Here is a 23,685-nt window from a genome sequence, read left to right on the forward strand (position 1 = left end):
TATTGCCTTCCTTTCCAGCCTTATGTACTGATTGGTTAATAAAGGGGACGCAGCCAGAAGCCAGCCCCGTCCAGGGAATGAAGCATGAGCAAAAGCACGACCTCCAAAGGCACCCGCGATACCCGGCAGGCGAAGCGCGATCCGGAAGGGGTGCGCCGGGATATTCTTTCCGTCGCGATGGAGGAATTTTCGCAGAATGGCCTGTCTGGCGCCCGCATCGATGAGATTGCGGCGCGCACGCGTACGTCCAAGCGCATGATCTATTATTATTTCGGCGACAAGGAAGGCCTTTACAAACGCGTGCTGGAGGAAGCCTATGCGCAGGTGCGCGGCGGCGAAGGCAGTCTTGAGCTGGATGATCTCGAGCCGGTCGCCGCACTTGAGAAGCTCTGTCGGTTTACCTTCGAGCACCACCGCCGCAATCCCGCTTTCGTCCGGATGGTGATGACGGAAAACATTCACCACGGCAGGCATATCAGGGTTTCCGAAGCGATCCGCAACGTCAACCGACCGGCCATTGAAATCATGCGCCGAATATTGAAGCGCGGGCAGGATGCCGGCGTGTTTCGGCCCGGACTGGACGCTCTTGAACTGCATTGGCAGATCAGTGCTTTGTCTTTTTATAACGTCTCGAACACGGAGACTTTTTCGTTCAATTTTGGCGACACGCTTTTTAGCGAGGCCGGCCAGGAAGCGCTGTCTGCGCATGTGGCGGAGATGTTGCTGCGCTATGTATTGATGCCCGAGCATATTACGCGGATCGGGAGAGGCGATTGATGAGGTGGCGCAGCGCCACCTCATAACCATCGATGCCGAGGCCGGCGATCACGCCTTCGGCGCGGGTCGAGATATAGGAGTGGTGCCGGAAAACCTCGCGTTTGTGGATGTTGGAAATATGCACCTCGATCACCGGCCCCTCGAAGGCATTGAGCGCATCGAGGATCGCGACCGAGGTGTGAGTAAAGGCGCCGGGATTGATGACAATGCCCGCGGACTTGCCGCGGGCTTCGTGAATCCAGTCGATCAGCTCATATTCCCGGTTGCTCTGGGCAAAAAACAGCTCGTGGCCGGCGGCATCAGTGATCCCACGGCAATTGACCTCGATATCGGCGAGCGTTTCATAACCATAGATTTCCGGCTGGCGCTGGCCGAGCAGGTTGAGGTTGGGACCGTTCAGAACAGTGAAAAGGCTCATGCGACGCCCTCCGCCATACAAAGCTCGGTGAAATGCGCCGTCATGCGCCCGGCATCCGGCTCGCGGCCGCAGAAGAGGCGGAATGCGCCAACAGCCTGAAACACCGTCATGCCGCCGCCGGGCAGGGTGCGACAGCCCTTTTTCGCCGCCGTTGCCAATAGCTCGGTGACAAGCGGCATATAGACGATATCGGCCACCCAGTGCCGCCGTTCGATGAGATCGGCCGGAACCGGCATGCCGGGATGGGCCGGCATGCCCATCGGCGTGGCATGGATCAGGCCATCGGCAAAGGGCAGGGAGGCGGCGGGGTCTTTGACGGCAAGCGCGCGGCCCTCGCCGAAGCGGGCATTGAGTTCCCGGGCCAGTTGCTCCGCTCTTGGGAAATCCCGGTCGAAAATGTCGAGACGGGCGATATCGAGCTTCAATGCGGCATGGGCCACCGCAACGCCAGCGCCACCCGCGCCGACCAGAAGCGCCCGGTCACGCCGCGCATCCGGCAGGCCGCGCACGAAGCTTTCGTAAAAGCCGTACCAGTCGGTGTTGTGGCCGATGCGGCGTCCGTCCCGGAAGACGACCGTATTGACCGCGCCCAGCATGCGGGCATCGTCCGATAGTTTATGCAGATGCGGAATAACGGCCTGCTTGAAGGGATGGGTGATGTTGGTGCCGGAAAAACCGCGCGCTTCCAGCTCATCCAGCAGGTCGGGAAGGGCGCTCGGCGGCAGCTTGCGGGCGGTGACATCCACCAGCTCGTAGGAATAATCGAGGCCGTGAGCCGCCCCTTCGCGCATGTGCAGCGCGGGCGATTTGGAAAGCTGTATATCGGCGCCTATCAGGCCGACCTTGAAGGATGTTTTCTCTGTCATGATCACGTGTCGCTCATCGGACGGTGTGGGAGAGGCGGGATTATCCCCGCCTGTCTTAAGAGCGCGCGAACCTCAGTGATGGGCGAGAATTTCGCCGAGGAACGTGCGCGTGCGCTGGTGCTTGGGATCGCGGAAGAATTCCTCCGGCGGGCCTTCCTCGATGATCTCGCCTTCCGACATGAAGATCACCCGGTCGGCCACCTGCCGTGCAAAGCCCATTTCATGGGTCACGCAGATCATCGTCATGCCGTCGCGGGCAAGGCCGATCATGGTGTCGAGCACTTCCTTCACCATTTCCGGGTCGAGCGCCGAGGTCGGCTCATCGAACAGCATGGCCTTCGGCTCCATGCACAGCGCCCGGGCGATGGCCGCACGCTGCTGCTGGCCGCCGGAAAGCTGGGCCGGGTACTTGTCTGCCTGGTTGAGAATGCGCACGCGCTCCAGATATTTGCGCGCCGTCGCCTCCGCATCGGCTTTCGACAGGCCCTTCACCCGCATGGGTGCGAGCGTGCAGTTTTCCATGATGGTCTTGTGCGGGAAGAGATTGAAGCTCTGGAACACCATGCCCACTTCGCGGCGAACCGCATCGATGGCGCGGCTGGAATCCGACAGCGTCGTTCCCTCAACCGTGATCTTGCCCTCCTGGATTTCTTCCAGATGGTTGATACAGCGGATGAGCGTGGATTTGCCCGAACCGGACGGCCCGCAAAGAACGATTTTTTCGCCCTTGCGAACCGTCATGTTGACGTTTTTAAGCGCGTGGAAGGCTCCATACCACTTTCCCACCCCTTCAAGGGCGATCAGCGGAGCCTGAGCGGCGGATTGCGGCATGGAACTTTCCTTCATGCTTTGGCAGCAGTGTTAGTTGACGGTGTAGGGAATGTCGGGAAGCGAAGCCGGGAACTGCGGTACCGGGCGCTTCATCCATTTGGCGTAGACTTTTTCGAGGTCGCCATTGGCCTTGATCTTGTCCAGATAGGCGTTCAGCGCTTCGTTCCAGTCCTTTTCGCCGGGGCGTGTGGCAGCGCTGTTGTAAAGGGTCACGAGGTCGAACTTCACCTCGTAGTCCTTGCCGCCGGCAGCCGCGAGACGGTCGCCATAGAACTGGTTACCACCGATCGCCTCGATCTGGCCCGACAGGATCGCCTGAATGGTGGCGGCGTCGTCATCGAAGCGAAGGATATTCGCCTTGGTGCCAGCTCCTGCGGTCAAAGCCGTATCCATCGGGCTGGATTTCGGTGCGCCGACGGTCATTCCGGTCAGATCGTCGAAACCGGCGATCTTCTTGTCCTTGGTGGCATAGACCGACATGACATTATGCGCGTAGGGCTGCGCATATTGCACGTTCTTCGCCCGCTCCGGCGTCATTCCCATCGATGCGAACAGCGCATCGACCTTGCCGGTGCGAAGCGAAGGGATGCGGTTGGCGACGGCAAGCGGCACGAATTCCACCTTCAGCCCCAGATAATCCGCAAATCCCCTTGCAAGATCGGCGTCGTAACCCTCCTGAACGCCGGTGGAATTGATGAAACCCCAGGGCGCATTATCGCCCTGGATACCGATCACGACCTTGCCGCTGGCTTTTGCCTCGTCAAGCGTTCTCGCATCTGCCGCCACCGGCGTCAGAACCGGCAGCAAAGCTGCCGCCAGTCCCGCCGCAAGGGTTGCTCGCCAACCCGTCAGGGTTTTCAAGATTCTCATTGTTTCCTCCTCCCAAATCCAGACGGAACCCGCCGTTACTTCACGGTGAACGGGATGTCGGGCAGGCTGTCCGGGAAGGCCGGGACTTCGCGCTTCATCCACTTGTCGTAGATCTTGGCGAGCTGGCCGTCGGACTTGATCTTGTCGAGGAAGGCGTTGACGGTTTCGTTCCAGTCCTTTTCGCCGGGGCGGGTGCCGGCGCCGTTGTAAAGCGTCGTCAGATCGAATTTCGGCTCGTATTTACCTTCGGCAGCCTTGTTCAGGCGGTCGCCGTAGAACTGGTTGCCACCGACAACCTCGACCTGGCCGGAGATCAGCGCCTGAATATTGGCAGCGTCATCGTCGAAGCGCAGGATATTGGCCTTGGAACCGGCGCCGGCGGTGATTGCCGTATCCATGGCGCTGGACTTCGGAACGCCGACGGCGATGCCGGTCAGATCGTCATAACCGCCGATCTTCTTGTCCTTGGGGCCGTAGACGGAAAGCACGTTGCCGGCATAGGGCTTGGAATATTGAATGGTCTTGGCGCGTTCGGCCGTCATGCCCATGGTTGCGAACAAGAGGTCGACCTTGCCGGTCAGCAAAGCGGGAATGCGGTTGGCCACGGCGAGCGGTACGAACTCAACCTTGACGCCGAGATAATCGGCAAAGGCCTTGCCGATATCGGCATCCAGGCCATCCTGCACACCGCTGGAATTGACGAAGCCCCACGGCGAGTTGTCACCCTGAATGCCGATGACGACCTTGCCCTTGGCCTTGGCCTCTTCCACCGTGCCGGCGAAAGCATCGACCGGTGCGACGAAGGGCAGGGCAACCGTTGCCGCGGCAAGCGCGAGCAGGGCGCGGCGAGAGAATTTCATGCTGGTGGTTTTCATCTTTTGCTCCTCCTTACAAAGCTGATGAGATCTTCATGGACTTAGCGGGTTGCGGTCTGCAGCCGCTTTTCAACGCTGGCGCCCCACAGGGAAAGCGGCCAGCAGATCAGGAAATAGATGACGCCGACGAGGGCGAAGACGGTGAGTGGGCGGAACGTCTGGTTGGAGACGATCTGGCCGGCGCGCGACAGCTCGACGAAGCCGACAATGGCCGCAAGCGAGGTGCCCTTGATGAGCTGCACGAGGAAACCGATGGTGGCCGGCAGCGAAATCTTGAAGGCCTGCGGCAGAACCACGTCCTTCATGCGCGAGATGTAATGCAGGCCGAGCGCATTCGCGGCTTCCGTCTGGCCTTTCGGCACCGCCTGGATGCCGCCGCGCCAGATTTCGCCGAGGAAGGCGCTGGCATGCAGCGTAAAAGCGATGGCGACCGCAATCCAGGCATCGACATTGAGGCCCGCAAGCGCCACGCCGTAATAGACCACGAAAAGCTGCATCAGGAGCGGCGTGCCCTGAAAGACGGCGATGTAACCGGTGCTGACGCGCTGGATCGCCGGGCTGTCCGCGACGCGGGCAAGCGCCACGCAAAGGCCGAAGACGCCGCCGCCGATAAAGCCGATGATGGTCAGCGCAAGCGTCCATTTCAGGCCTTGCAGCAGGAAGAAGAGTTCGTTGGGACCGATGGATGCCATTGTCTTTTCCTCACTTGACCGGATAGCTGAAGGATGCGCGGGAGATGAGCGAGAAAATGCCCATCATCAGCGAGGAAATGACCAGATAAAGCAGCGTGATCGAGAAATAGACCTCGAAGGACCGGAAGGTATCCGCCTCGATTTTCTGTGCCACCGAGGTCAGCTCGTAAGCGGCGATCGAGGTGCAGACCGAGGTGGTCAGCGTCAGCATGATGAACTGGCTGGTGAGCGAGGGATAGACCGCCCGCAGCGCCGGCTTCAGGATGATGTGCCGGAAAATCTGCGCGCGGTGAAGGCCGAGCGCAAGCCCCGCCTCGACCTGGCCCTTGGGAATGGAATCGACCCCGCCGCGAATGATTTCAATCGCATAGGCGCCGCCGTTCAGAGCCAGCGCAATGATGGCCGTTACCGTCGGGTTGAGCTTGATGCCGATCTGCGGCAGGGCGAAGAAGATGAAGAATATCTGCACCAGAAACGGCGTGTTGCGGATTGTTTCCACAAAACCGATGACGAGGCCGCGCAGCAGCTTGAACCGCGAGCGGCGGGCGACGACGCCCAGAACGCCGATGACGGTGGCGAGCGACATGCCGGCAATCGCAAGGCCGATCGTCGCCAGACAGGCTAAAAGCAGCTCGGGCAGGCGCTCTATGACCGCCGAAAAATCGAGACTGTAAGACATTCTTCCTCCCAACCCGTTCGGGTCCGGACAGGCGTTTCGCCTTGTCCGCATCGCTTTGGAAACCTTGCGGCGCCAAAGCCCTCCATTTGTCGTTCACTGCCGCCGCAGGCTTCAAAACCCCTGTCGGCGGCAGGCTGTTAATCTTAATGTTTGTACCAGTTAGTTCATTTTTGTGTCAAGCGGCATGTCCGGTTAAAAAGCAGCTTTCGTGCTGTTTTTTCATTTTTTGGATTTCTGAATAAAGTCTTTTTTATCAATGACTAATGCGGAAAAGCGCAAGCGCTTTCCACGCGTCGTCATGCTGCTTCCGGCCCGCCGTTCGGCAGTGCCCGAAAACCCTGTCTGCGCACGAAATCGACCGGCCCTGCGGCTGGAGTTTTTTCGCTTTTCTTCGAACCGCGAAAACACTCCACCTCTTTGTTTTGACGCATTTCCGGACGGAAAACCGGGTTCCACTTTTCCTGGAAATGCTCTAGTTTTCGCCTGTGCCCAGCCTGTCTATCTGCTCGGCCAATCGCTCGGCGATCAGCAGCGAGGCGCCCGTTGCCGTCACCATTTGCGGCAGCGACAGCCATTCCAGCATCCAGCCCGCGCCGGATCTTTCCTGTTCGTGCACGAGCGACTGGTGCAGGGCGGATATCTGCACGGCATTGAAGCGTGCGAGCGTCACCAGCGTTTCGGCATTGACCGGGTTCTGTTTGTGCGGCATGGCCGAGGAGCCGCCGCCGCCGGAGAGGCGGATTTCCGCACCGAGCTCGGCCATCAGCGCGATATCCTGCCCGAACTTGCCGAGCGCGCCGGTGATCAGCGAGAGCAGATTGGCGAATTCGGCGATGCCGTCGCGCTGGCTCTGCCATTGCGGCCTGTCGGCAAGGCCGAGCCGTTTTGCGAGATCGGTACGCACCGCTGCGGCATTGTCGCCAAGCTTTTCCAGCGTACCGGCCGCCCCGCCGAATTGCAGGGCGAAGCCGCTCTGCGTAAAACTTTCGAGCCGCAGCAGGTGGCGTTCCAGCGGCGCAGTCCAGCTCGCCGCCCGGTCGGCGACGGTGATGCCGATGGCGGCCTGCATGCGGGTATAGCCCGTCAGCGGGTTGTGGCCGTCGCGGGAGGCAAGGTCTCCCAGCGTATCGATCAGGCGGCCGAGCCGGGCGGAGATGATTTCCGCCGCAGCCTTCAGCCGCAGCATCAGGCTCGTATCGATGACATCCTGGCTGGTGGCGCCGAAATGCACCCTGTCCGCCGCCTGGCCGGCGACCGCCGCGCGCATCTGCCGGATGAGTTCGGGAACCACGACGCCGTCCTTCGCGACGCCATGGCGAAGCGCGGTCATATCGGCGGCAAAGTCCGAAAGCCGCGAAACGATTGCTTCCGCCGCATCCTCGGGAATGATGCCGGCCTGCGCTTCCGCCTGCGCCAGCCCCGTCTCGAAACGGACCATGGCGTCGATATCCGCTCTTGCCGAAAACAGCTCGACGATCTCGCTGTCGCCGAAGAGGCCTGACAAAAACGGATGCTCGAAGGGGGAAAGGCTCATCTTCCGTCTCGCTTTCTTTTGCGCATATCGCGCAAAACCGCTGCACACTTTTGCGCGATATGCGTCAGATATCGAAAAACACGGTTTCGCCTTCGCCCTGAAGGCGGATATCGAAACGATAGACGTTGCCTTCCTCTTTTTTGGCGACAAGCGTGGCGATGCGGCTTTTCTGCTCGATGCGGGCAAGAACCGGGTCGGCGGCATTGGCCTCCTGTTCTTCCGGGAAATACATGCGGGTCTGCAGGCCGATATTGATGCCGCGTGCGACGATCCAGAAGGTGATATGCGGCGCCATCGGCCGGCCGTCGCGGAACGGCACCTTGCCCGGCTTTATGGTTTCGAAGACGAATTCGCCCGTATCCATGTCGCCGGGCGAGCGGCCCCAGCCGATGAAATTCGGATCTGCCCTGCCCCGCGTTTCGCTGGGGCTGTTGTAATAACCGTCGGTATCGGCCTGCCAGATTTCGATCAGCGCGTCCTTCAGCGCCATTCCGGCGCCGTCATAAACCGTGCCGCGCACGCTGATGCGTTCGCCCCGGGCCTTGTCGTTATAAAGCGGACCGGAACCGAGATCCTTCTCGAACACGCCCTCGATGCCGACGAAATTCGGCGTGCAGCCTATATGCACGTAGGGGCCCGCCGTCTGCGAGGCGGTTTCCTTGAGATAGTTGAGCGGCTGAACCATGGTCAGTTGCCCTCCATGCGGTTTTCGAAAATGGTCGAGCGGCGGCCGCGTAGAACGATATCGAACTTGTAGGCCAGCATGTCCATCGGCAGCGTCGCATTCATGTCCAGCGGCGCGATCAGTCTTCTGATCGCATCCTCATCCGGAATGGTCTTGACGATCGGACATTTCCAGATCAGCGGGTCGCCTTCGAAATACATCTGGGTGATGAGCCGCTGGGCGAACCCGTGGCCGAAGACCGAGAAATGGATATGGGCCGGCCGCCAGTCATTGACGCCGTTCGGCCAGGGATAAGCGCCGGGCTGGATGGTCTTGAACCAGTAATAGCCGTTCTCATCCGTGATCGTGCGGCCGACGCCGCCGAAATTCGGATCGATGGCGGCGAGGTAGCTTTCCTTCTTGTGGCGGTAACGGCCGCCGGCATTGGCCTGCCAGAATTCCACCAGCGCGCCATCCACGCCGCGGCCGCGCTCGTCCAGCACCCGGCCGTGCACCAGAATGCGCGGCCCGACCGGCATTTCGCCGGGGCGGGCATAGTTGAGGATGAGGTCGTTATCCAGCGGGTTCAGCATGCCATGGCCGAAGACCGGGCCGGTGATTTCGCTCTTGGTGCCTTCCAGCGAAATCAGCGCACGCTGCGGCGAGCGCAGGATCGAGGTCTTGTAGCCGGGCGCATAGGCGAGCGGATGAATATCGCGGTTGCGTGCGAAGAACGGTCCGGTTTCCGGCGGCTGGTTGCTCATTTCGTCTCCTCCTCATCGCCAGAATTATCAGTGCCAGAATTATCAGGGGAACTATCGACTTTCATGCTGGCCAGGGCAAGCTTGGCGATTTTGAAAGCGTGGTTGGCGGCGGGCACGCCGGCATAGATCGCCACATGCAGCAGCGCCTCGCGAATATCCGCCTCGGTGGCGCCGGTATTGGCGGTGGCGCGCACATGCATGGCCAGCTCTTCGTCCTGCCCGAGTGCGGCGAGCAGGGCGATGGTGACCATCGAGCGCTCGCGCTTCGTCCAGTGGTTGCCGGACCACACCGTGCCCCAGGCGGCTTCGGTGATGAGCTGCTGGAAAGGCTGGTCGAAACCGGACGTCATGGTCTGCGCCCGGTCCACATGGGCGTCGCCGAGCACGGAGCGGCGGGTTTTCATGCCCTGTTCGAAACGTTCGTTCTTGTCGATATGGTCCGCCATCGGTCAATGCTCCGGCAAGGTCTTGAGAAAAATGGAGGCTGCCTGTGCGTAGGCGAGCGGTTGTTCAAGGCAGGGAATGTGGCCGCAGCCGGCGATGGTGACGAGACGGCTTGCGGGCATGAGATCCGCCAGCGACTGCACCAGTTCCGGTGGGGTGGAGCCATCCTGATCGCCCGCCACGCAAAGCGTCGGCACGGCGACGCGCCCGGCCTTTTCGGTAAAATCCGCATCGCGGATGGCGGCGCAGGTGCCACTATAGCCGGCTTCCGGCTGTTGCGAGAGCATGTTGCGCGCGCCGGCATAGGCGGCATTGTCTGGCTGGCGAAAGGCGGGTGTGAACCAGCGCTCCATGACGGGGTCCACCAGCGAGACGAGGCCGTCCGCGGCGATCTTGTCGATGCGGGCGTTCCACATCTCGGCCGTGCCGATCCTGTGGGCGGTGTTGCTGAGCACCAGAGCGCGGACGAGATCGGGACGGCGGGCATAAAGCCCCTGCGCAATCAGGCCGCCCACCGACAGGCCCCAGATGATCGCGCTCTTCACGCCAAGATGATCGAGGAGTGCGATCAGATCGCCGGCATGATCGTCGATGGAATAGGGAGCGTGCCCGACATCCGAGAGCCCGTGGCCGCGCTTGTCGTGCAGCACATAGGCATAATCATCGCCGAGTGCTTCGGTGACCGCATCCCAGATGCGGAAATCGGTGCCGAGCGAATTGATGAAGGCGATGATCGGCTTGCCTGTGTCCAATCCCCTGACGCGGTAATGGATCACGGTCTCGCCGCAGCGCAGAAAATGCATGATGTGCTCCTCCTGCCGGGGATATTGCAAGCGGGTTCCGGTTAAGTAAAATGACATTATCGATGAAAATCATAACCTGTGGATTATATGAGCGATGGTCGATCAGCGTATCAAGTTCCGCCACCTGCAGACTTTCGTGGAGGTGGCGCGGCAGAAAAGCGTCATTCGGGCTGCGGAAATCCTGCATGTCAGCCAGCCGGCGGTGACGAAGACGATCCGTGAACTGGAAGATATTCTCGGCGTGTCGCTGTTCGACCGGGAAGGGCGCGGCATCCGCATCAGCCGTTATGGCGAGGTCTTTCTGCGCCATGCAGGCGCGACGATGACGGCGCTCAGGCAGGCGGTCGATTCGGTATCGCAGGAGGCGGCGCGCGCCGGTCCGCCGGTGCGGGTCGGCGCTCTGCCCACGGTATCTGTTCGCATCATGCCGAAGGCGATGGCCGGTTTTCTGGCCGAAAAAACCGGCAGCCCGGTGAAGATCGTGACGGGCGAAAACGCCGTGCTGCTGGAGCAGTTGCGCGTCGGCGATCTCGATCTTGTTGTCGGCCGTCTGGCTGCACCGCAGAAAATGGCGGGCTTTTCCTTCGAGCATCTCTATTCGGAAAAGGTGCGCTTCGTGGTGCGCGCCGACCACCCGCTGCTGTCGCCCGGCCTTTCGGTGTTCGATCACCTGCATGAATATCCGGTGCTGATGCCGACACGGCAATCCGTCATCGGCCCCGTCGTCGAGCAGTTCCTGATCGCCAACGGCGTGCCGGCCCTGCCGATCCGCATCGAAACCGTGTCCGACGCCTTCGGCCGCGCCTTCCTGCGCACCAGCGATGCGATCTGGATCATCTCGGAAGGCGTGGTGGCGGCCGATGTGGCGGATGGTATTCTGGCGATCCTGCCCGTCGAGACCGGCGATACCAGTGGCCCGGTGGGGCTGACGGTGAGGGCCGATACGCAGCCCTCGCTGCCGCTTTCGCTGCTGATGCAGGCTATTCGCGAGGCGGCGGGCGAGTTGCTGGATGGTAGGCCGGAGGCCGGTTCTTGAGATGAGGGTGGGGGTCGGAAAAGTCTGAGAACCTCTCCTTCGTCATTCCGGCCTTGAGCCGGAATCCAGCCGCGACGCGTTCTGCGCCGTGAAAAGAGTCTTTTGCGATCAATGACTTGATCGCGCTGGACCCCGGATCAGGTCCGGGGTGACGGGTGTGGAAACGGTAGAGATAAAAGCCGCGTGTCTGGGGCAGCCCCTAATAAGGAAGCCCCACATAATTCTCCGCAAGCGCGGTGGAAGCGGCGCGCGATTGCACGAGGTAGTCCAGCTCCGCCTCCTGAATGCGCTGGCCGAAATCTCCGGTATCGGGAAAACGATGCATCATCGTCGTCATCCACCAGGAGAAGCGCACGGCCTTCCAGACGCGGGAAAGCGCCTTCTGCGAATAGCCGTCGATGCCGGCCTCGGACTTCTCGCGATAAAATTCGATCAGCGCCTCGCTCAGATAATGCACATCGCTGGCCGCAAGGTTGAGACCCTTGGCGCCCGTCGGCGGCACGATGTGGGCGGCGTCTCCGGCCAGAAACAGCCTTCCGAACCGCATCGGTTCACAGACGAAGGACCGGAGCGGCGCGATGGATTTTTCAAAGGACGGGCCGGTTACCATCACATCCGCATGGTTTTCCGGCAGACGACGGCGGATTTCGTCCCAGAAACGCTCGTCGCTCCAGTCCTCCGGCCGGTCATCAAGCGAACATTGAATGTAATAACGGCTGCGGGTGTGCGAGCGCATGGAACAGAGCGCAAAACCGCGGGGGTGGTTGGCATAGATGAGTTCATGGTTGACGGGCGGCACCTCGGCCAGAATGCCGAGCCAGCCGAAAGGATAGACCTTCTCGAATTCCTTGATCGCGCCCTGCGGCACCGATTTGCGGCTCACCCCGTGGAAGCCGTCGCAGCCGGCGATGAAATCGCAATCGATCCGGTGGGTTACGCCGTCTTTCTGATAGGTGACATAGGGGCTTGCGCCATCGAAATCATGCGGTTCGACATTGCCGGCATCGTAGATGGTCACAAGGTTTGCCGCTTCGCGGACATCCATCATGTCATGGGTCACCTCGGTCTGGCCATAAACCATCACATGGCTGCCGCCGGTCAGGTCGAAGAGATCGATACGGTGGTCGCGGCCGTCGAAGGTCAGCGAAAATCCGTCATGCGGCAGGCCTTCCCGGCGCAGGCGTTTATCCGCGCCGACCTTTTCCATGAGCTGCACCGTGCCTTTTTCCAGCACGCCGGCGCGGACACGGCCGAGAATGTAATCCTTGCTGACCCGGTCGAGAATGACGGTCTCGACGCCTTCTCTGGCCAGAAGCTGGCCAAGCAGAAGCCCCGAGGGGCCGGAGCCGATGATGACGACCTGGGTGCGCATTTGTTTCCTCCCGAACTTGTCTCCTATCAAGAAATTGACCAAGGGATGCGGCAAGCTCAATGGACTTTCTGATCGGCAAATTGCACAATCCGACCATTGTGCGGAGGAGCGAAGGAACATGCGGCTTGCTGCAAGTGAGGGTTTGTATGGCGAAGAAGCGGTGCAAGGCACTGATTTTCGCTTTCATTGCGAGACGCTTTTTTCCAGAAGCAGCCTGCACCGCTTTGAAATCGGCCTGCACCGTCACGCTGCCTTTCAGCAAATCTTGTACATTTGGGGCGGCGAGGGCGATGCGCTGCTGGATGGTCGCATCGAGGCGATCCGCCCGCCGGTCGCCATTGTCGTGCCGCCGGGGTTCGAACATGGCTTCCGGTTTTCGCGCGATATTGGCGGGGTGATCGTTACCGTGCTGCCGGGCGCCCTGCCGGCATCGGTGCAGGCGCTGTTGCTGCGGAATTTCCACCGGCCTGTCCTGTTGCCGCTGCGGGATTTTGCCGATGGCGAACGCCTGCGCAGCGGGTTCGAACAGATTTCCGCAGAATATGAAACACGCGAGACAGGCCGGGATGCCATCATCGAAGGTCAGTTGGCAATCGTGACGGCGCTTCTGGCGCGGGCGGCGCGGCCGCTGCTGGAAGGAACCGGAGAAGGTCTTGCGGAACAGCGTTTCGAATTTTTGCTGTCACTGATTGCACGCCATATTCGCGAGCCGCAAAAGGCGGAGTTTTATGCGAAGAAGCTCGGTCTTTCCGAGACGCACCTCAATCGTCTGGTTCGTTCCGTTTCCGGCCTCAGCCTGCAGCGGCTGATCGCTAAGCGTCAGATCGAGATCGCCCAGCAGGAGCTGATCTTTACCGTTTCCAGCGTGCAGATGATTGCGGAGGGGCTGGGCTTTGCCGATCCGGCTTATTTCAACCGGTTCTTCAAGCGCGAGACCGGCATGACCCCGCGCGCCTGGCGGCTGGCGGAGCAGCGGAAAATGGGGGATTCCGGGGCGCGGCAGGTGCCGCTTCAGACCAGCATTCTTGCCAGTTCCCGCTGAACGGCAAGAAGCGCGGGCAGGTATCGCTCCACGAGGTCCTCCATCGAGGCGACCGAGGCGGCAAGCCCGACATTGAGGGCGGCCACCGTCTGCCCGCGTATGGTTTTCAGCGGCACCGCGATGGAGCGAAGGCCGATCTCGACCTCCTGATCGATCAGCGCATAACCGCGATGGCCGGTGGCCTCGATTTCGGCGAGCAGGGCGTCCATTCTGGTGATCGTCTTTTCCGTGCGCGCCACCAGCCGGGAGGCTTCGAGAATGTCGCGCTGCTGCTCGGCTGTCTGCGCCGAAAGAAGAACGCGGCCCATGGAGGTGCAATAGGCGGGCAGGCGCGAACCCGGCATCAGCGCAATCGACATCACCCGCTGCTGGGCGGCGCGGGCGACATAAACGATCTCGGTCTCATCCAGAATGGAAACGGAGGTGCTCTGTCCGATCTCTTCGGAAAGGCGGTCGAGCAGCGGCTGCACGATGCGCGGCAGCGGCATGGTGGCCAGACAGCCGGTGCCAAGCCGCAGCACCTTCGGCGTCACGGTAAAGAACTTGCCGTCATAAGCGGCATAACCGAGTTCCGAAAGCGTCAGCAGACAGCGCCGCGTCGTGGCGCGGTCCAGCCCGGCAATCTCGGCAGCATCGGAAATCGACAGGCGCGGCCGCTCGGCGCTGAAGGCCTCGATCACCCGCAATCCCTTGGCGAGACCGCCCATCATGTCTCTTTCGCTGACAGCCATGTCGCGGCTCCATTTGTGCGATATACGAACAAAAATCATATAGCGCACAAAACCCTTGCCGTCGAGCCGGTTTCGGATTTACCTCACGGTCAGGCAGCCTTGCGGGTTCCATCCGTCCGGCTGGATGGAGGTTTTAATGGACAAGACAATCAAGAGCGCTGGAGATGCGCTTTCCGGCATCGGTGACGGTGCGACGATCATGATCGGCGGTTTCGGCGGCTCTGGCGCGCCCATCGAGCTGATCCATGCGCTGATCGACAAGGGCCCGAAGAACCTGACGGTCATCAACAACAATGCCGGCAACGGCCGCATCGGCATTGCCGCGATGATCGACGCCGGCATGGTCAAAAAGATGATCTGCTCTTTCCCGCGCTCTTCCGATCCGCGCGCTTTCACCGACCGGTATCTGGCCGGCGAAATCGAGCTGGAACTGGTGCCGCAGGGCACGCTTGCCGAGCGCATCCGCGCCGGCGGCGCGGGCATTCCGGCCTTCTACACCCCCACCGGCTTCGGCACGGAACTGGCGCAAGGCAAGGTGATTGCCGAATTCGACGGGCGGTCTTACGTGCAGGAACGCTGGCTGAAGGCGGATTTCGCCATCGTCAAGGCGGAGCTTGGCGACACCTATGGCAACCTCACCTACAACAAGGCGGGCCGCAATTTTAACCCGCTGATGTGCATGGCCGCAAAGACCACCATCGCGCAGGTCTCGAAGATCGTCGAAGCCGGCGAGATTGATCCGGAGCATGTCGTCACGCCAGGCATTTTCGTGAACGGCGTCGTGGAAATCCCCGATCCGCAACAGGAAGAAGTCCTCATTCGCGCCGGAGTAGCCTACGCATGACCCAGACCATCGACACCCGCGAAGATATCAAGCTTTCCAACGCCCAGATCGCATGGCGTGCGGCGCAGGACATCGAGGACGGCGCTTACGTCAACCTCGGCATCGGCTTTCCCGAAATGGTGGCGCGCTACCAGCCGCCCGGCCGTCAGGCGATCTTCCATACCGAAAACGGCATCCTGAATTTCGGCGAAGCGCCGCCGGAAGGCGAAGAGGACTGGAACCTCATCAATGCCGGCAAGAAGGCTGTGACGCTGAAGCCTGGTGCGGCCTTCTTCCACCATGCCGACAGCTTCGCCATGGTGCGCGGCGGGCATCTGGATGTGGCGATCCTCGGAGCCTATCAGGTGGCGCAGAATGGCGATCTCGCCAATTGGCGCGTTGGCTCCAAGGGCGTGCCGGCCGTCGGCGGCGCTATGGATCTGGTGCATGGCGCCAAGCAGGTCTTCGTCATCACCGAACATGTGACCAAGAACGGCGAACCGAAGCTCGTTGAAAAATGCGCCTTTCCGTTGACCGGCGTCGGTTGCATCACCCGCATTTATACCAGCCATGCTGTCATCGACGTGGTGGATGGCCGTTTCGTGCTGCGTGAAAAACTGCCGGCGATGACCTTCGATGAATTGCAGGCCATGACCGGCGCGCCTTTGGCGGTCGATGGCGAGGTCGCCGATCTCGTCGCTCCGGAACTTTGAGGAAAAACCGATGACCGACGCATTCATCTGCGACTATATCCGCACGCCCATCGGCCGCTTCGGCGGCGCGCTTTCTTCGGTGCGGGCCGACGATCTCGGCGCGGTGCCGCTGAAGGCGCTTGTCGAGCGCAACCCGTCCGTCGACTGGGAAGCGGTCGAGGATGTGATCTTCGGTTGCGCCAATCAGGCGGGCGAGGATAACCGCAACGTCGCACGCATGTCGCTGCTGCTCGCCGGCCTGCCGGTTTCGGTGACCGGAACGACGATCAACCGGCTGTGCGGTTCGGGCATGGATGCTCTCATCGCAGCCGCCCGCGCCGTGAAATCGGGCGAGGCGGAATTGATGATCGCCGGCGGCGTCGAAAGCATGAGTCGCGCGCCTTTCGTTCTGCCGAAGGCGGAGAGCGCCTTTTCGCGCAATGCCGAAATCTACGACACCACCATCGGCTGGCGTTTCGTCAACCCGCTGATGAAGGCGCAATATGGCGTCGATTCCATGCCGGAGACCGGCGATAACGTCGCCATTGACTATCAGGTCTCCCGTGAGGATCAGGACGCCTTCGCCGTTCGCAGCCAGCAGAAGGCGGCTGACGCGCAGGCCAATGGTCGCCTCGACAGGGAAATCGTGTCCGTGACCATCCCGCAGCGCAAGGGCGATCCGCTGGTGGTCTCGAAGGATGAGCATCCGCGCGCGACCAGCCTTGAAGCGCTGGCGAAGCTGAAGCCGGTCAACAGGCGCGAGGGCGCGACGGTGACGGCGGGCAATGCGTCAGGCGTCAATGACGGCGCGGCCGCACTCATCGTCGCATCGGCGGAAGCCGCGAAGAAATACGGGCTGACGCCGATTGCCCGTATTCTTGGCGGTGCCGCCGCCGGCGTGCCGCCGCGTGTCATGGGCATCGGCCCGGCCCCGGCCTCCGCGAAGCTGCTGGCCCGGCTCGGGCTGAAGCAGGAGCAGCTGGACGTGATCGAGCTGAATGAGGCTTTCGCCAGCCAGGGCCTTGCGACGCTGAGGCAGCTCGGCATTGCGGATGACGATGCGCGGGTGAATGCCAATGGCGGCGCCATCGCGCTCGGTCATCCGCTCGGCATGTCCGGCGCGCGCATTGCCGGCACGGCGGCGCTCGAACTTTCGCTGACCGGCAAGCGTCTTGCGCTCGCCACCATGTGCATCGGCGTCGGGCAGGGTATCGCCGTGGCGCTGGAGCGGGTCTGACGGGATAGCGGCTTCAGCATCGTGATAACGGTGCTAATGCCGCCGTAAAACGGTACGAATGCCCGCTGCCGCAGCTTCCTTACGTGTGACAGTTGCCATTCAGGTTACTCGGCAGGTGATTTTTTCGCTCTGACACATCCCAGCCCCCCTCATTCCTGTGCTTGTCACAGGAATCCAGCCGACGCGCGTCTGCGCGGCGGAAGGACTCCTTTCAGCCCAAGGACTTGGGCTGGCTGGATCTCTGTGACAAGCACAGAGATGAGGGGAGGAGGCGTGCTGGGCCAAGCAAGCCGGCCCTGCGATGCGGCTCCCGGTCGATTATTCCCTGATAAAGTACTCCACGCTCTTATCCCTCTGCACATGTTGGATTCCATCATGATCCGTGACATGTTTTGCGAGATATGACAGGAATCTTTCCGTCTACGGGGTGCCCGCATGAAACGTCCGACCATCACAGATGTTGCGACAGCCGCCGGCGTCAGCGTCGCCACCGTCGACCGCGTGCTGAACGGCCGACTGCCGGTGCGGGAGGAAACCGCGCGGCGGGTGTTCGAAGCGGCGGAGAAGATCGGTTTTCACGCCACCAACATCATTCGCCAGCGCATGCTGGCCGATCTGCCGTCCTATAGTCTCGGCATCATCCTGCGCAAGGAGCGGCACGCCTTCTACCAGACCTTCGCCGACGAGCTGGAGCTTGCGGCGCGCAACGTCCGGGATCGCCATCTCAATCTGCGCATCGAATTCGCCCAGTCGGGCGAGCCGAGCGAGCTTGCGGCCCTTCTGACGGGGATGAAGGGCCGCGTGCAGGCCGTGGCGGCCACGGGGCCGGACCATCACGATGTCACCGCCGCCGTCGAGGCCCTGAAGGCGAAGGGCATTCCGACATTTTCGCTGCTTTCGGATTTCGCGCAGGGGGTGCGGGAAGCTTATCTCGGCGCCAACAACATGAAAGTCGGGCGCACGGCGGCCTGGATGATCTCGCGGCTGGCGCGTAGCAGGGGTAAGGTGCTTTTGCTGCTCGGCGGCCACCGTTTTCACGGTCATTCGCTGCGTGAAACCGGCTTTCGCAGCTATATGCGGGAATATGCGCCGGAATTCGAGGTGATGGATGCGCTGATCACGCTGGAAACCCGGCGGCTAACCTATGAGCTGGTGATGGACACCATCGCCAAGCACAAGGATCTGGTCGGCATCTATTGCATCGGCGGCGGCATGGAAGGCGTCATCGAGGCCCTGCAGCAGGAAAACCGGCAGGAGGCCATCGTCTGTCTTGTGAATGAACTGACGCCCGAATCCCGTCAGGCGCTGCTGGAAAAGCGTATCAGTGGCATATTCCAGACGCCGCTCCGTGAGTTATGCGCGGACCTCATCGCCACCATGGTTCACAGCATTGAACACGGCATGGCGGAAACGCCGGGACAGCGGTTTGTACCCGCCCATCTGTGGGTTCCTGAAAGCCTTTGATGGTTTGATAGATTCTATCATAAATTCCGCGTCTCTTTCTATCAGCCTTGATGGTTTCGATTGCCGCTGACCCGTTGACGCCGGGCCGGGACTGGGAAATCTTGCCTGCGTGTGGAGCGGGCAGGAGGCTGATCCACGATAATAACGATGTTTCGGATTGCTTCAGGCTGCGGACTTGTCTTCGCGGCGACGGGTATTTTTTGCCGGAAAACGGTGGCGGCGCGAAGGGCGCTGAACCGTGCAGCCGGTTCTTTTCAAGGGTTTTGGAGGAGAACGACATGAAAAGACATTTCGCGATTGCAGCGCTCGCCACCATGCTGGCGACGACCGCCTCGGCGGAAACCATCGGCGTTTCGATGGCCCTGTTCGACGATAATTTCCTGACCGTGCTGCGCAACGGCATGATCGATTATTCCAAGGGCATGAACGGCGTTTCGCTGCAGATCGAGGATGCGCAGAACGATGTCGGCAAGCAGTTGAGCCAGGTGCAGAACTTCGTCGCCGCCGGCGTCGACGCCATCATCGTCAACCCGGTGGATACGGATGCGACCGTGGCGCTTTCGCAGGCTGCCGCTGCCGCCGGCATTCCGCTCGTTTATGTCAACCGCCAGCCGGTCAACCTCGACAGCCTGCCGGAAAAACAGGCCTTCGTTGCCTCCGATGAAAAGCAGTCCGGCACCCTGCAGACGCAGGAAGTCTGCCGACTGCTGAAGGTGGCCGGCAAGGCGGAAGCGAAGGCGGTGGTGATGATGGGCGAGCTTTCCAACCAGGCGGCCCGCATGCGCACGCAGGATATCAAGGACGTGGTGGCGACGCCCGATTGCAGCTTCATCAAGCTTGTCGAGGAACAATCCGCCAACTGGTCGCGCACTCAAGGCTCGGACCTGATGACCAACTGGCTTTCGGCCGGGGTGCAGTTCGATGCGGTGATTTCCAACAATGACGAAATGGCCATCGGCGCGATACAGTCGCTGAAGGCGGCCGGCCGGTCGATGGATGACGTCATCATCGCCGGCATCGACGCCACGCAGGACGCGCTGGCCGCCATGGCGGCGGGCGAGCTGGATGTGAGCGTTTTCCAGAATGCCGCCGGTCAGGGCAAGGGCGCGGTTGATACGGCGCTGAAACTGGCAAAGGGGGATGCGGTGGACAAGAAGGTTTTCGTACCCTTCGAACTGGTCACACCCGCAAACCTCAAGGACTATCAGGCCAAGAACTGAGACCCGTTCGGGCCTGAGAATGACGTGACAGACCGAAGACGCTGGAGGCGGGGGGAGGATATTCCGGCTTCAGCGATATCAGTGCGATTGAACCAGCGGAGATTTTCCGCGGGAGGAAAGACTTTGAAAAACCTGTTGATGGCGACTGCGCTCTGCATTTTCGCAACGCCTGCCCTTGCCGAGACCCGTGTTGCGGTCTCCATGACATCGTTCGACAATCCGTTCCTGACGATTTTGCTGAACGGCATCAGGGCTGAGGCCGGGCGTGACAAGAACATCGAGCTTCTGGTGGAGGACGCCCAGCTCGATCCTTCGAAACAGCTCAATCAGGTGCAGAACTTCATCGCCAACGGTGTCGATGCGATCATCGTCAACGCGGTCGATGGCGATGCCACCTCGGCGATCACCAAAGCCGCATCCGCCGCAAAAATCCCGCTCGTTTATGTCAATCACCCGCCGGCAGAACTGGAAACCGGCCTGCCTGACGGCACGGCCTTCGTCGGTTCCAATGAACTCGATTCCGGCACCATGGAGGCGGAAGCCGCCTGCAAGCTGATGGGCGGCAAGGGCAAGGCCGTGGTGCTGATGGGACCTCTGGAAAACCATGCGGCGCTGGTGCGCACCAAGGATGTGGAAACGGTGTTTGCCCGGCCGGACTGCAAGATCGAAATCCTCGAAAAGCAGACGGCGAACTGGAGCCGCACGCAGGCGCAGGACCTCGTTTCCTCCTGGCTGACGGCGGGCATCCAGTTCGATGCCGTCATTGCCAACAATGATGAAATGGCGATCGGCGCAGCGCAGGCGCTGAAGGCGGCGGGCGTTTCCATGAAGGATGTCGTCATCGCCGGTATCGACGCCACGCCGGACGGCCTTGCCGCCATGCAGGCCGGCGATCTCGATATTACCGTCTACCAGAATGCGACGAAGCAGGGCGAGGTCTCGGTTCAGACGGCGGTGAAGGCCGCTGCCGGGCAAAGCACTGAGAAGACGCTTTGGGTGCCCTTCGAACTCGTCACCCCGGAAAACATGACCGCCTACGCCAAATAAGCGGGGGCTTCGGCCCCGGTCCGTCTATCACTCCACTGGAAACAGCCATGAAACATACGCTCGACCCCCACATGTTCCGACACCTCTCGCTGGCCGAGACCTGCCGCAAGGTTGCCGAACTCGGCTATGATTACGTCGAACTTTCACCCCGCCCGGATTTCTTCTCCTGGTGGACCCGGCCGAAGGTCTATCCCGAACGCGTCGCCGAATTCAAAAAGGCGCTGAAGGACCATGGTGTCGGCCTTGCGACGCTGCAGCCCATGTATCGCTGGGCAAGCCCCTATCCGGACGAATGGGAGGTGGCGATCGACAACTGGAAACGCGCCATCGAGATAGCCGTCGAGATGGAATGCCCGATGTTCGTTTCGGAATTCGGCCGCGGCGGCTCGCCGGATCGCAGCCTCAACGACCGCTCCGGCCTGCATCGCCCGGAAACCTGCGAAGCGCAGTTCTTCCGCGCCATGGATATTCTGGTGCCGATCCTCGAACGGGAAGGTCTGGTGCTGTCGCTGGAGGCCCATCCCGAAGACTGGATCGAGGAGATCGCCCCTGCCATCGACATCATCAAGACCATCAATTCCAAGGCGGTAAAGGCCTCCTTCATCGCGCCGCACACGTTCTTTTACGGGCCGGACATGGTGGCTAACCTGCGTGCGACCGAGGGCCATCTGGTGCATGTGCGCCTTGCCGATACCTATGACCACAACAAGTCGTCGCAGTTGCGTTACATCGTCAATCCCCCCGGTTCCAAGGTCAGGGTGCACCAGCATACCGATTTCGGCCAGGGCGAGATCGACTGGGAGACCTTCTTTGCGACGCTCGCCGACATGAAATTCGACGGCGTGCTTTCGAACTGCGTGTTTGCCTGGGAAGATCGTGTCGATGAAAGCGCGCGGTTCATGCTCAGCGAAACCCGGCGATACGTCGCCAAGTACTGGAAATGAGGTTTTTCAAATGACTGTCAGAATTGGTGTCGTCGGCACCGGCGCAATCGGGCGTGATCACGCCCGCCGTATCAACAAGGTTCTGGGCGGCGCGAAGATCGTTGCGCTGAGCGACGTCAACCGCGCCTCGGCCGAGGCGGTCAAGAACGACATCGCCCCGGATGCCGTCGTTTTCGCCACCGGTGAAGAGCTGATCGCATCGCCGGATGTGGATGCCGTGCTCGTCACCTCATGGGGTGCCACGCATGAGCAATATGTGCTGGCGGCAATCGCCGCCGGCAAGCCATGCTTTTGCGAAAAACCGCTGGCGACAACGGCGGAAGGCGCAAGACGCATCGTCGACGCCGAGGTGGCGCATGGCAAACGGCTGGTTCAGGTGGGCTTCATGCGCCGATATGATGCCGGTTACGTGGCGCTGAAACAGGCCGTCGATAGCAGGATCGGCGCGCCGATCATGGTGCACGCCGCCCACCGCAACCCGGCGGTTCCGGAGCAATATGTCACCCCGATGGCGATCCATGACACGATGATCCATGAGATCGACGTGCTGCGCTGGCTGCTTGACGATGACTATGTTTCGGCACGGGTTCTCTTTCCCCGTTCGGCGGCCAGAAGCCATGCGCGGCTGAAGGACCCGCAGATCGTCATTCTGGAGACGGAGAAGGGCACGATCATCGACGTCGAAATCTTCGTCAATTGCCATTATGGCTATGATATCCAGTGCCAGGTGGTGGGCGAGGACGGCATTGCCAGCCTGCCGGAGCCGATGTCGGTGCAGACCCGCCTCGGCGCCAAGCTGCAGAACGATATCCTCACCGACTGGAAAGACCGCTTCATCGCCAGCTACGATGTGGAATTGCAGGACTTCATCCATGCGGCGGCGAAGGGCACGGCATCGGGACCCAACGCCTGGGACGGCTACGTGGCCGCCATCACCTCCGACGCCTGCGTGGCCGCGCAGGAAACGGACGGGGCAGCCGTTGAAATCAAGCTTCCCACCCGTCCCGCCCTTTATCAGTGAGGTCTTTCATGCGTTTTGCCATCAACCACATCACCGCGCCGAAGCTCTCCCTTGAGGCATTCTTCGCGACAGCCCGCGAACTTGGCCTTACCGAAGTCGAAATCCGCAACGATCTGCCGAACATCGTCGGCACGGTTGAGCCGGCGGCCGTGAAGGCGGCGGCCGAAAAGGCCGGCGTGACGATCATCTCGATCAATGCGCTTTATCCCTTCAACGTCTGGTCGGGCGACCTGCCTGCGCGGGCCGTTACCATGGCCGATTATGCGGCGGCGAGCGGCGCGAAAGCGCTGGTGATGTGCCCGCTCAACGACGGTACGCCGGTGTCCTTTGACGATCTCGTCACGGCGCTGAAGGCCATGAAGCCGATCCTTGAGGAACGCGGCCTGATCGGTTTCGTCGAGCCGCTCGGTTTCCCGGTCTCGTCGCTGCGCACCAAGGCCGAAGCGATCAGGGCCATCGATGCGGCCGGTGGCGGCGATGTCTACAGGCTGGTGCACGACACCTTCCACCATCACCTTGCGGGCGAGACGGAGTTCTTCCCGGAGCGAACGGGGCTGGTCCACATTTCCGGCGTGATCGATCCTGCCGTCTCCGTAGCCGACATGCTCGACGCCCACCGCGTTCTGGTGGATGGCGACGACCGGCTGGAGAATATAGCCCAGATCAGGACGCTTGAGGCGGCCGGTTACAAGGGACCTTACAGCTTCGAACCCTTTGCGACGGAAGTGCACGAGCTGAAGGATCCGGCCGCTGCCGTAAAGAGCAGCATCGACCATATCTCCCAGGCGCTCTGACCGCCTCGCCGCCCGCGGTTCGCTGCGGGCGGCGTTTCTTGCGGG

At 61.3% G+C, this 23,685-nt stretch carries 26 protein-coding genes; 12 read left to right on the plus strand and 14 right to left on the minus strand.

The genetic code is table 11. The annotated features are described in order from the left end of the window. Positions 1-84 precede the first annotated feature (84 nt). Positions 85-777, plus strand: coding sequence for a TetR/AcrR family transcriptional regulator (locus tag ACQZ60_RS15865; RefSeq protein WP_448735584.1), 693 nt, complete (start codon positions 85-87; stop codon positions 775-777). Here the strand turns inward: ACQZ60_RS15865 and aroQ are convergent. The 12 genes from aroQ to pcaD form a co-directional block, all read right to left on the minus strand. Then, the gene (gene aroQ, locus ACQZ60_RS15870; RefSeq protein WP_448735585.1) at positions 752-1,195 is read right to left on the minus strand and encodes a type II 3-dehydroquinate dehydratase; all 444 of its coding nucleotides are present in this window, start codon (positions 1,193-1,195) and stop codon (positions 752-754) included. The two genes, ACQZ60_RS15865 and aroQ, sit on opposite strands and share 26 nt — an antisense overlap. Continuing rightward, positions 1,192-2,061 (minus strand): shikimate dehydrogenase, encoded by an 870-nt coding sequence (locus ACQZ60_RS15875; RefSeq protein WP_448735586.1) that lies wholly within the window; start codon positions 2,059-2,061, stop codon positions 1,192-1,194. Before ACQZ60_RS15875 ends, aroQ begins: the two co-directional genes overlap by 4 nt. 72 nt (positions 2,062-2,133) lie before the next feature. After that, the gene (locus ACQZ60_RS15880; protein ID WP_003505500.1) at positions 2,134-2,892 is read right to left on the minus strand and encodes an amino acid ABC transporter ATP-binding protein; all 759 of its coding nucleotides are present in this window, start codon (positions 2,890-2,892) and stop codon (positions 2,134-2,136) included. 30 nt (positions 2,893-2,922) lie between these two features. Further along, positions 2,923-3,762: a transporter substrate-binding domain-containing protein gene (locus ACQZ60_RS15885; RefSeq protein ID WP_059758439.1), complete on the minus strand. Its 840-nt coding sequence runs from the start codon at positions 3,760-3,762 to the stop codon at positions 2,923-2,925. Positions 3,763-3,797: 35 nt separating this feature from the next. Then, positions 3,798-4,637, minus strand: a complete 840-nt coding sequence (locus ACQZ60_RS15890) for a transporter substrate-binding domain-containing protein (protein WP_020810443.1) — start codon at positions 4,635-4,637, stop codon at positions 3,798-3,800. A gap of 41 nt (positions 4,638-4,678) precedes the next feature. Beyond that, on the minus strand, positions 4,679-5,329 hold the full coding sequence (locus tag ACQZ60_RS15895) for an amino acid ABC transporter permease (protein ID WP_448735587.1): 651 nt from the start codon (positions 5,327-5,329) through the stop codon (positions 4,679-4,681). A 10-nt stretch (positions 5,330-5,339) separates the two neighbouring features. Beyond that, positions 5,340-6,008 (minus strand): amino acid ABC transporter permease, encoded by a 669-nt coding sequence (locus tag ACQZ60_RS15900; RefSeq protein ID WP_020811502.1) that lies wholly within the window; start codon positions 6,006-6,008, stop codon positions 5,340-5,342. A 472-nt stretch (positions 6,009-6,480) separates the two neighbouring features. Continuing rightward, positions 6,481-7,542 (minus strand): 3-carboxy-cis,cis-muconate cycloisomerase, encoded by a 1,062-nt coding sequence (locus ACQZ60_RS15905; RefSeq protein WP_448735588.1) that lies wholly within the window; start codon positions 7,540-7,542, stop codon positions 6,481-6,483. Positions 7,543-7,606: 64 nt separating this feature from the next. Continuing rightward, a complete protein-coding gene (pcaG, locus tag ACQZ60_RS15910; protein ID WP_448735589.1) occupies positions 7,607-8,227 on the minus strand; it encodes a protocatechuate 3,4-dioxygenase subunit alpha in 621 nt (206 codons plus the stop codon). A gap of 2 nt (positions 8,228-8,229) precedes the next feature. Further along, on the minus strand, positions 8,230-8,970 hold the full coding sequence (gene pcaH / locus ACQZ60_RS15915; protein ID WP_448735590.1) for a protocatechuate 3,4-dioxygenase subunit beta: 741 nt from the start codon (positions 8,968-8,970) through the stop codon (positions 8,230-8,232). After that, positions 8,967-9,416 (minus strand): 4-carboxymuconolactone decarboxylase, encoded by a 450-nt coding sequence (pcaC, locus tag ACQZ60_RS15920; RefSeq protein ID WP_135397455.1) that lies wholly within the window; start codon positions 9,414-9,416, stop codon positions 8,967-8,969. Before pcaC ends, pcaH begins: the two co-directional genes overlap by 4 nt. A 3-nt stretch (positions 9,417-9,419) precedes the next feature. Beyond that, positions 9,420-10,217 (minus strand): 3-oxoadipate enol-lactonase, encoded by a 798-nt coding sequence (pcaD, locus tag ACQZ60_RS15925; RefSeq protein WP_448735591.1) that lies wholly within the window; start codon positions 10,215-10,217, stop codon positions 9,420-9,422. Between the two features lie 94 nt (positions 10,218-10,311). On the opposite strand from pcaD, the gene pcaQ reads away from it, so the two are divergent. Further along, positions 10,312-11,253, plus strand: a complete 942-nt coding sequence (gene pcaQ, locus ACQZ60_RS15930; RefSeq protein WP_448735592.1) for a pca operon transcription factor PcaQ — start codon at positions 10,312-10,314, stop codon at positions 11,251-11,253. 199 nt (positions 11,254-11,452) lie between these two features. On the opposite strand, the gene pobA is transcribed toward pcaQ, so the two are convergent. Continuing rightward, complete coding sequence (gene pobA, locus ACQZ60_RS15935; protein ID WP_448735593.1) at positions 11,453-12,625, minus strand: 4-hydroxybenzoate 3-monooxygenase; 1,173 nt, start codon at positions 12,623-12,625, stop codon at positions 11,453-11,455. Between the two features lie 118 nt (positions 12,626-12,743). Between pobA and ACQZ60_RS15940 the strand changes: the two genes are divergently transcribed. Then, positions 12,744-13,667 carry a helix-turn-helix domain-containing protein gene (locus tag ACQZ60_RS15940; RefSeq protein WP_020808857.1) on the plus strand — a complete coding sequence of 308 codons (924 nt, stop codon included), beginning with the start codon at positions 12,744-12,746 and terminating at the stop codon, positions 13,665-13,667. Here ACQZ60_RS15940 and ACQZ60_RS15945 read toward each other — a convergent pair. Next, positions 13,637-14,398, minus strand: coding sequence for an IclR family transcriptional regulator (locus ACQZ60_RS15945; RefSeq protein ID WP_269832824.1), 762 nt, complete (start codon positions 14,396-14,398; stop codon positions 13,637-13,639). The genes ACQZ60_RS15940 and ACQZ60_RS15945 overlap by 31 nt on opposite strands. Positions 14,399-14,534: 136 nt before the next feature. Between ACQZ60_RS15945 and ACQZ60_RS15950 the strand changes: the two genes are divergently transcribed. The 9 genes from ACQZ60_RS15950 to ACQZ60_RS15990 all read left to right on the plus strand — a co-directional run bounded on the left by ACQZ60_RS15950 (position 14,535) and on the right by ACQZ60_RS15990 (position 23,640). Beyond that, on the plus strand, positions 14,535-15,242 hold the full coding sequence (locus ACQZ60_RS15950; RefSeq protein WP_448735594.1) for a 3-oxoacid CoA-transferase subunit A: 708 nt from the start codon (positions 14,535-14,537) through the stop codon (positions 15,240-15,242). After that, a complete protein-coding gene (locus ACQZ60_RS15955) occupies positions 15,239-15,934 on the plus strand; it encodes a CoA transferase subunit B (RefSeq protein ID WP_059758412.1) in 696 nt (231 codons plus the stop codon). The genes ACQZ60_RS15950 and ACQZ60_RS15955 overlap by 4 nt, the downstream gene beginning before the upstream one ends. Positions 15,935-15,944: 10 nt before the next feature. After that, positions 15,945-17,150 carry a 3-oxoadipyl-CoA thiolase gene (gene pcaF, locus ACQZ60_RS15960; RefSeq protein WP_065655333.1) on the plus strand — a complete coding sequence of 402 codons (1,206 nt, stop codon included), beginning with the start codon at positions 15,945-15,947 and terminating at the stop codon, positions 17,148-17,150. A 435-nt stretch (positions 17,151-17,585) separates the two neighbouring features. Next, the gene (locus tag ACQZ60_RS15965; protein ID WP_059758408.1) at positions 17,586-18,614 is read left to right on the plus strand and encodes a LacI family DNA-binding transcriptional regulator; all 1,029 of its coding nucleotides are present in this window, start codon (positions 17,586-17,588) and stop codon (positions 18,612-18,614) included. 278 nt (positions 18,615-18,892) lie between these two features. After that, entirely contained in the window at positions 18,893-19,834 is a 942-nt protein-coding gene (locus ACQZ60_RS15970; protein WP_448735595.1) for a sugar ABC transporter substrate-binding protein, read from the plus strand. Between the two features lie 138 nt (positions 19,835-19,972). Next, on the plus strand, positions 19,973-20,881 hold the full coding sequence (locus ACQZ60_RS15975) for a sugar ABC transporter substrate-binding protein (RefSeq protein ID WP_162936118.1): 909 nt from the start codon (positions 19,973-19,975) through the stop codon (positions 20,879-20,881). A gap of 47 nt (positions 20,882-20,928) precedes the next feature. Beyond that, the gene (locus ACQZ60_RS15980) at positions 20,929-21,825 is read left to right on the plus strand and encodes a sugar phosphate isomerase/epimerase family protein (protein ID WP_448735596.1); all 897 of its coding nucleotides are present in this window, start codon (positions 20,929-20,931) and stop codon (positions 21,823-21,825) included. Positions 21,826-21,835: 10 nt separating this feature from the next. Beyond that, the gene (locus ACQZ60_RS15985; RefSeq protein WP_448735597.1) at positions 21,836-22,846 is read left to right on the plus strand and encodes a Gfo/Idh/MocA family protein; all 1,011 of its coding nucleotides are present in this window, start codon (positions 21,836-21,838) and stop codon (positions 22,844-22,846) included. Positions 22,847-22,854: 8 nt separating this feature from the next. Beyond that, on the plus strand, positions 22,855-23,640 hold the full coding sequence (locus tag ACQZ60_RS15990; RefSeq protein ID WP_448735598.1) for a TIM barrel protein: 786 nt from the start codon (positions 22,855-22,857) through the stop codon (positions 23,638-23,640). Positions 23,641-23,685 lie beyond the last annotated feature (45 nt).

Source organism: Agrobacterium sp. 22-223-1, from assembly GCF_053522385.1.

Bases quoted from the DNA above. Each gene is read 5' to 3' on its own strand.
- ACQZ60_RS15865 (WP_448735584.1), top strand. From the start codon at position 85: ATGAGCAAAAGCACGACCTCCAAAGGCACCCGCGATACCCGGCAGGCG.
- aroQ (WP_448735585.1), bottom strand. From the start codon at position 1,195: ATGAGCCTTTTCACTGTTCTGAACGGTCCCAACCTCAACCTGCTCGGC.
- ACQZ60_RS15875 (WP_448735586.1), bottom strand. From the start codon at position 2,061: ATGACAGAGAAAACATCCTTCAAGGTCGGCCTGATAGGCGCCGATATA.
- ACQZ60_RS15880 (WP_003505500.1), bottom strand. From the start codon at position 2,892: ATGCCGCAATCCGCCGCTCAGGCTCCGCTGATCGCCCTTGAAGGGGTG.
- ACQZ60_RS15885 (WP_059758439.1), bottom strand. From the start codon at position 3,762: ATGAGAATCTTGAAAACCCTGACGGGTTGGCGAGCAACCCTTGCGGCG.
- ACQZ60_RS15890 (WP_020810443.1), bottom strand. From the start codon at position 4,637: ATGAAAACCACCAGCATGAAATTCTCTCGCCGCGCCCTGCTCGCGCTT.
- ACQZ60_RS15895 (WP_448735587.1), bottom strand. From the start codon at position 5,329: ATGGCATCCATCGGTCCCAACGAACTCTTCTTCCTGCTGCAAGGCCTG.
- ACQZ60_RS15900 (WP_020811502.1), bottom strand. From the start codon at position 6,008: ATGTCTTACAGTCTCGATTTTTCGGCGGTCATAGAGCGCCTGCCCGAG.
- ACQZ60_RS15905 (WP_448735588.1), bottom strand. From the start codon at position 7,542: ATGAGCCTTTCCCCCTTCGAGCATCCGTTTTTGTCAGGCCTCTTCGGC.
- pcaG (WP_448735589.1), bottom strand. From the start codon at position 8,227: ATGGTTCAGCCGCTCAACTATCTCAAGGAAACCGCCTCGCAGACGGCG.
- pcaH (WP_448735590.1), bottom strand. From the start codon at position 8,970: ATGAGCAACCAGCCGCCGGAAACCGGACCGTTCTTCGCACGCAACCGC.
- pcaC (WP_135397455.1), bottom strand. From the start codon at position 9,416: ATGGCGGACCATATCGACAAGAACGAACGTTTCGAACAGGGCATGAAA.
- pcaD (WP_448735591.1), bottom strand. From the start codon at position 10,217: ATGCATTTTCTGCGCTGCGGCGAGACCGTGATCCATTACCGCGTCAGG.
- pcaQ (WP_448735592.1), top strand. From the start codon at position 10,312: ATGGTCGATCAGCGTATCAAGTTCCGCCACCTGCAGACTTTCGTGGAG.
- pobA (WP_448735593.1), bottom strand. From the start codon at position 12,625: ATGCGCACCCAGGTCGTCATCATCGGCTCCGGCCCCTCGGGGCTTCTG.
- ACQZ60_RS15940 (WP_020808857.1), top strand. From the start codon at position 12,744: ATGCGGCTTGCTGCAAGTGAGGGTTTGTATGGCGAAGAAGCGGTGCAA.
- ACQZ60_RS15945 (WP_269832824.1), bottom strand. From the start codon at position 14,398: ATGGCTGTCAGCGAAAGAGACATGATGGGCGGTCTCGCCAAGGGATTG.
- ACQZ60_RS15950 (WP_448735594.1), top strand. From the start codon at position 14,535: ATGGACAAGACAATCAAGAGCGCTGGAGATGCGCTTTCCGGCATCGGT.
- ACQZ60_RS15955 (WP_059758412.1), top strand. From the start codon at position 15,239: ATGACCCAGACCATCGACACCCGCGAAGATATCAAGCTTTCCAACGCC.
- pcaF (WP_065655333.1), top strand. From the start codon at position 15,945: ATGACCGACGCATTCATCTGCGACTATATCCGCACGCCCATCGGCCGC.
- ACQZ60_RS15965 (WP_059758408.1), top strand. From the start codon at position 17,586: ATGAAACGTCCGACCATCACAGATGTTGCGACAGCCGCCGGCGTCAGC.
- ACQZ60_RS15970 (WP_448735595.1), top strand. From the start codon at position 18,893: ATGAAAAGACATTTCGCGATTGCAGCGCTCGCCACCATGCTGGCGACG.
- ACQZ60_RS15975 (WP_162936118.1), top strand. From the start codon at position 19,973: ATGGCGACTGCGCTCTGCATTTTCGCAACGCCTGCCCTTGCCGAGACC.
- ACQZ60_RS15980 (WP_448735596.1), top strand. From the start codon at position 20,929: ATGAAACATACGCTCGACCCCCACATGTTCCGACACCTCTCGCTGGCC.
- ACQZ60_RS15985 (WP_448735597.1), top strand. From the start codon at position 21,836: ATGACTGTCAGAATTGGTGTCGTCGGCACCGGCGCAATCGGGCGTGAT.
- ACQZ60_RS15990 (WP_448735598.1), top strand. From the start codon at position 22,855: ATGCGTTTTGCCATCAACCACATCACCGCGCCGAAGCTCTCCCTTGAG.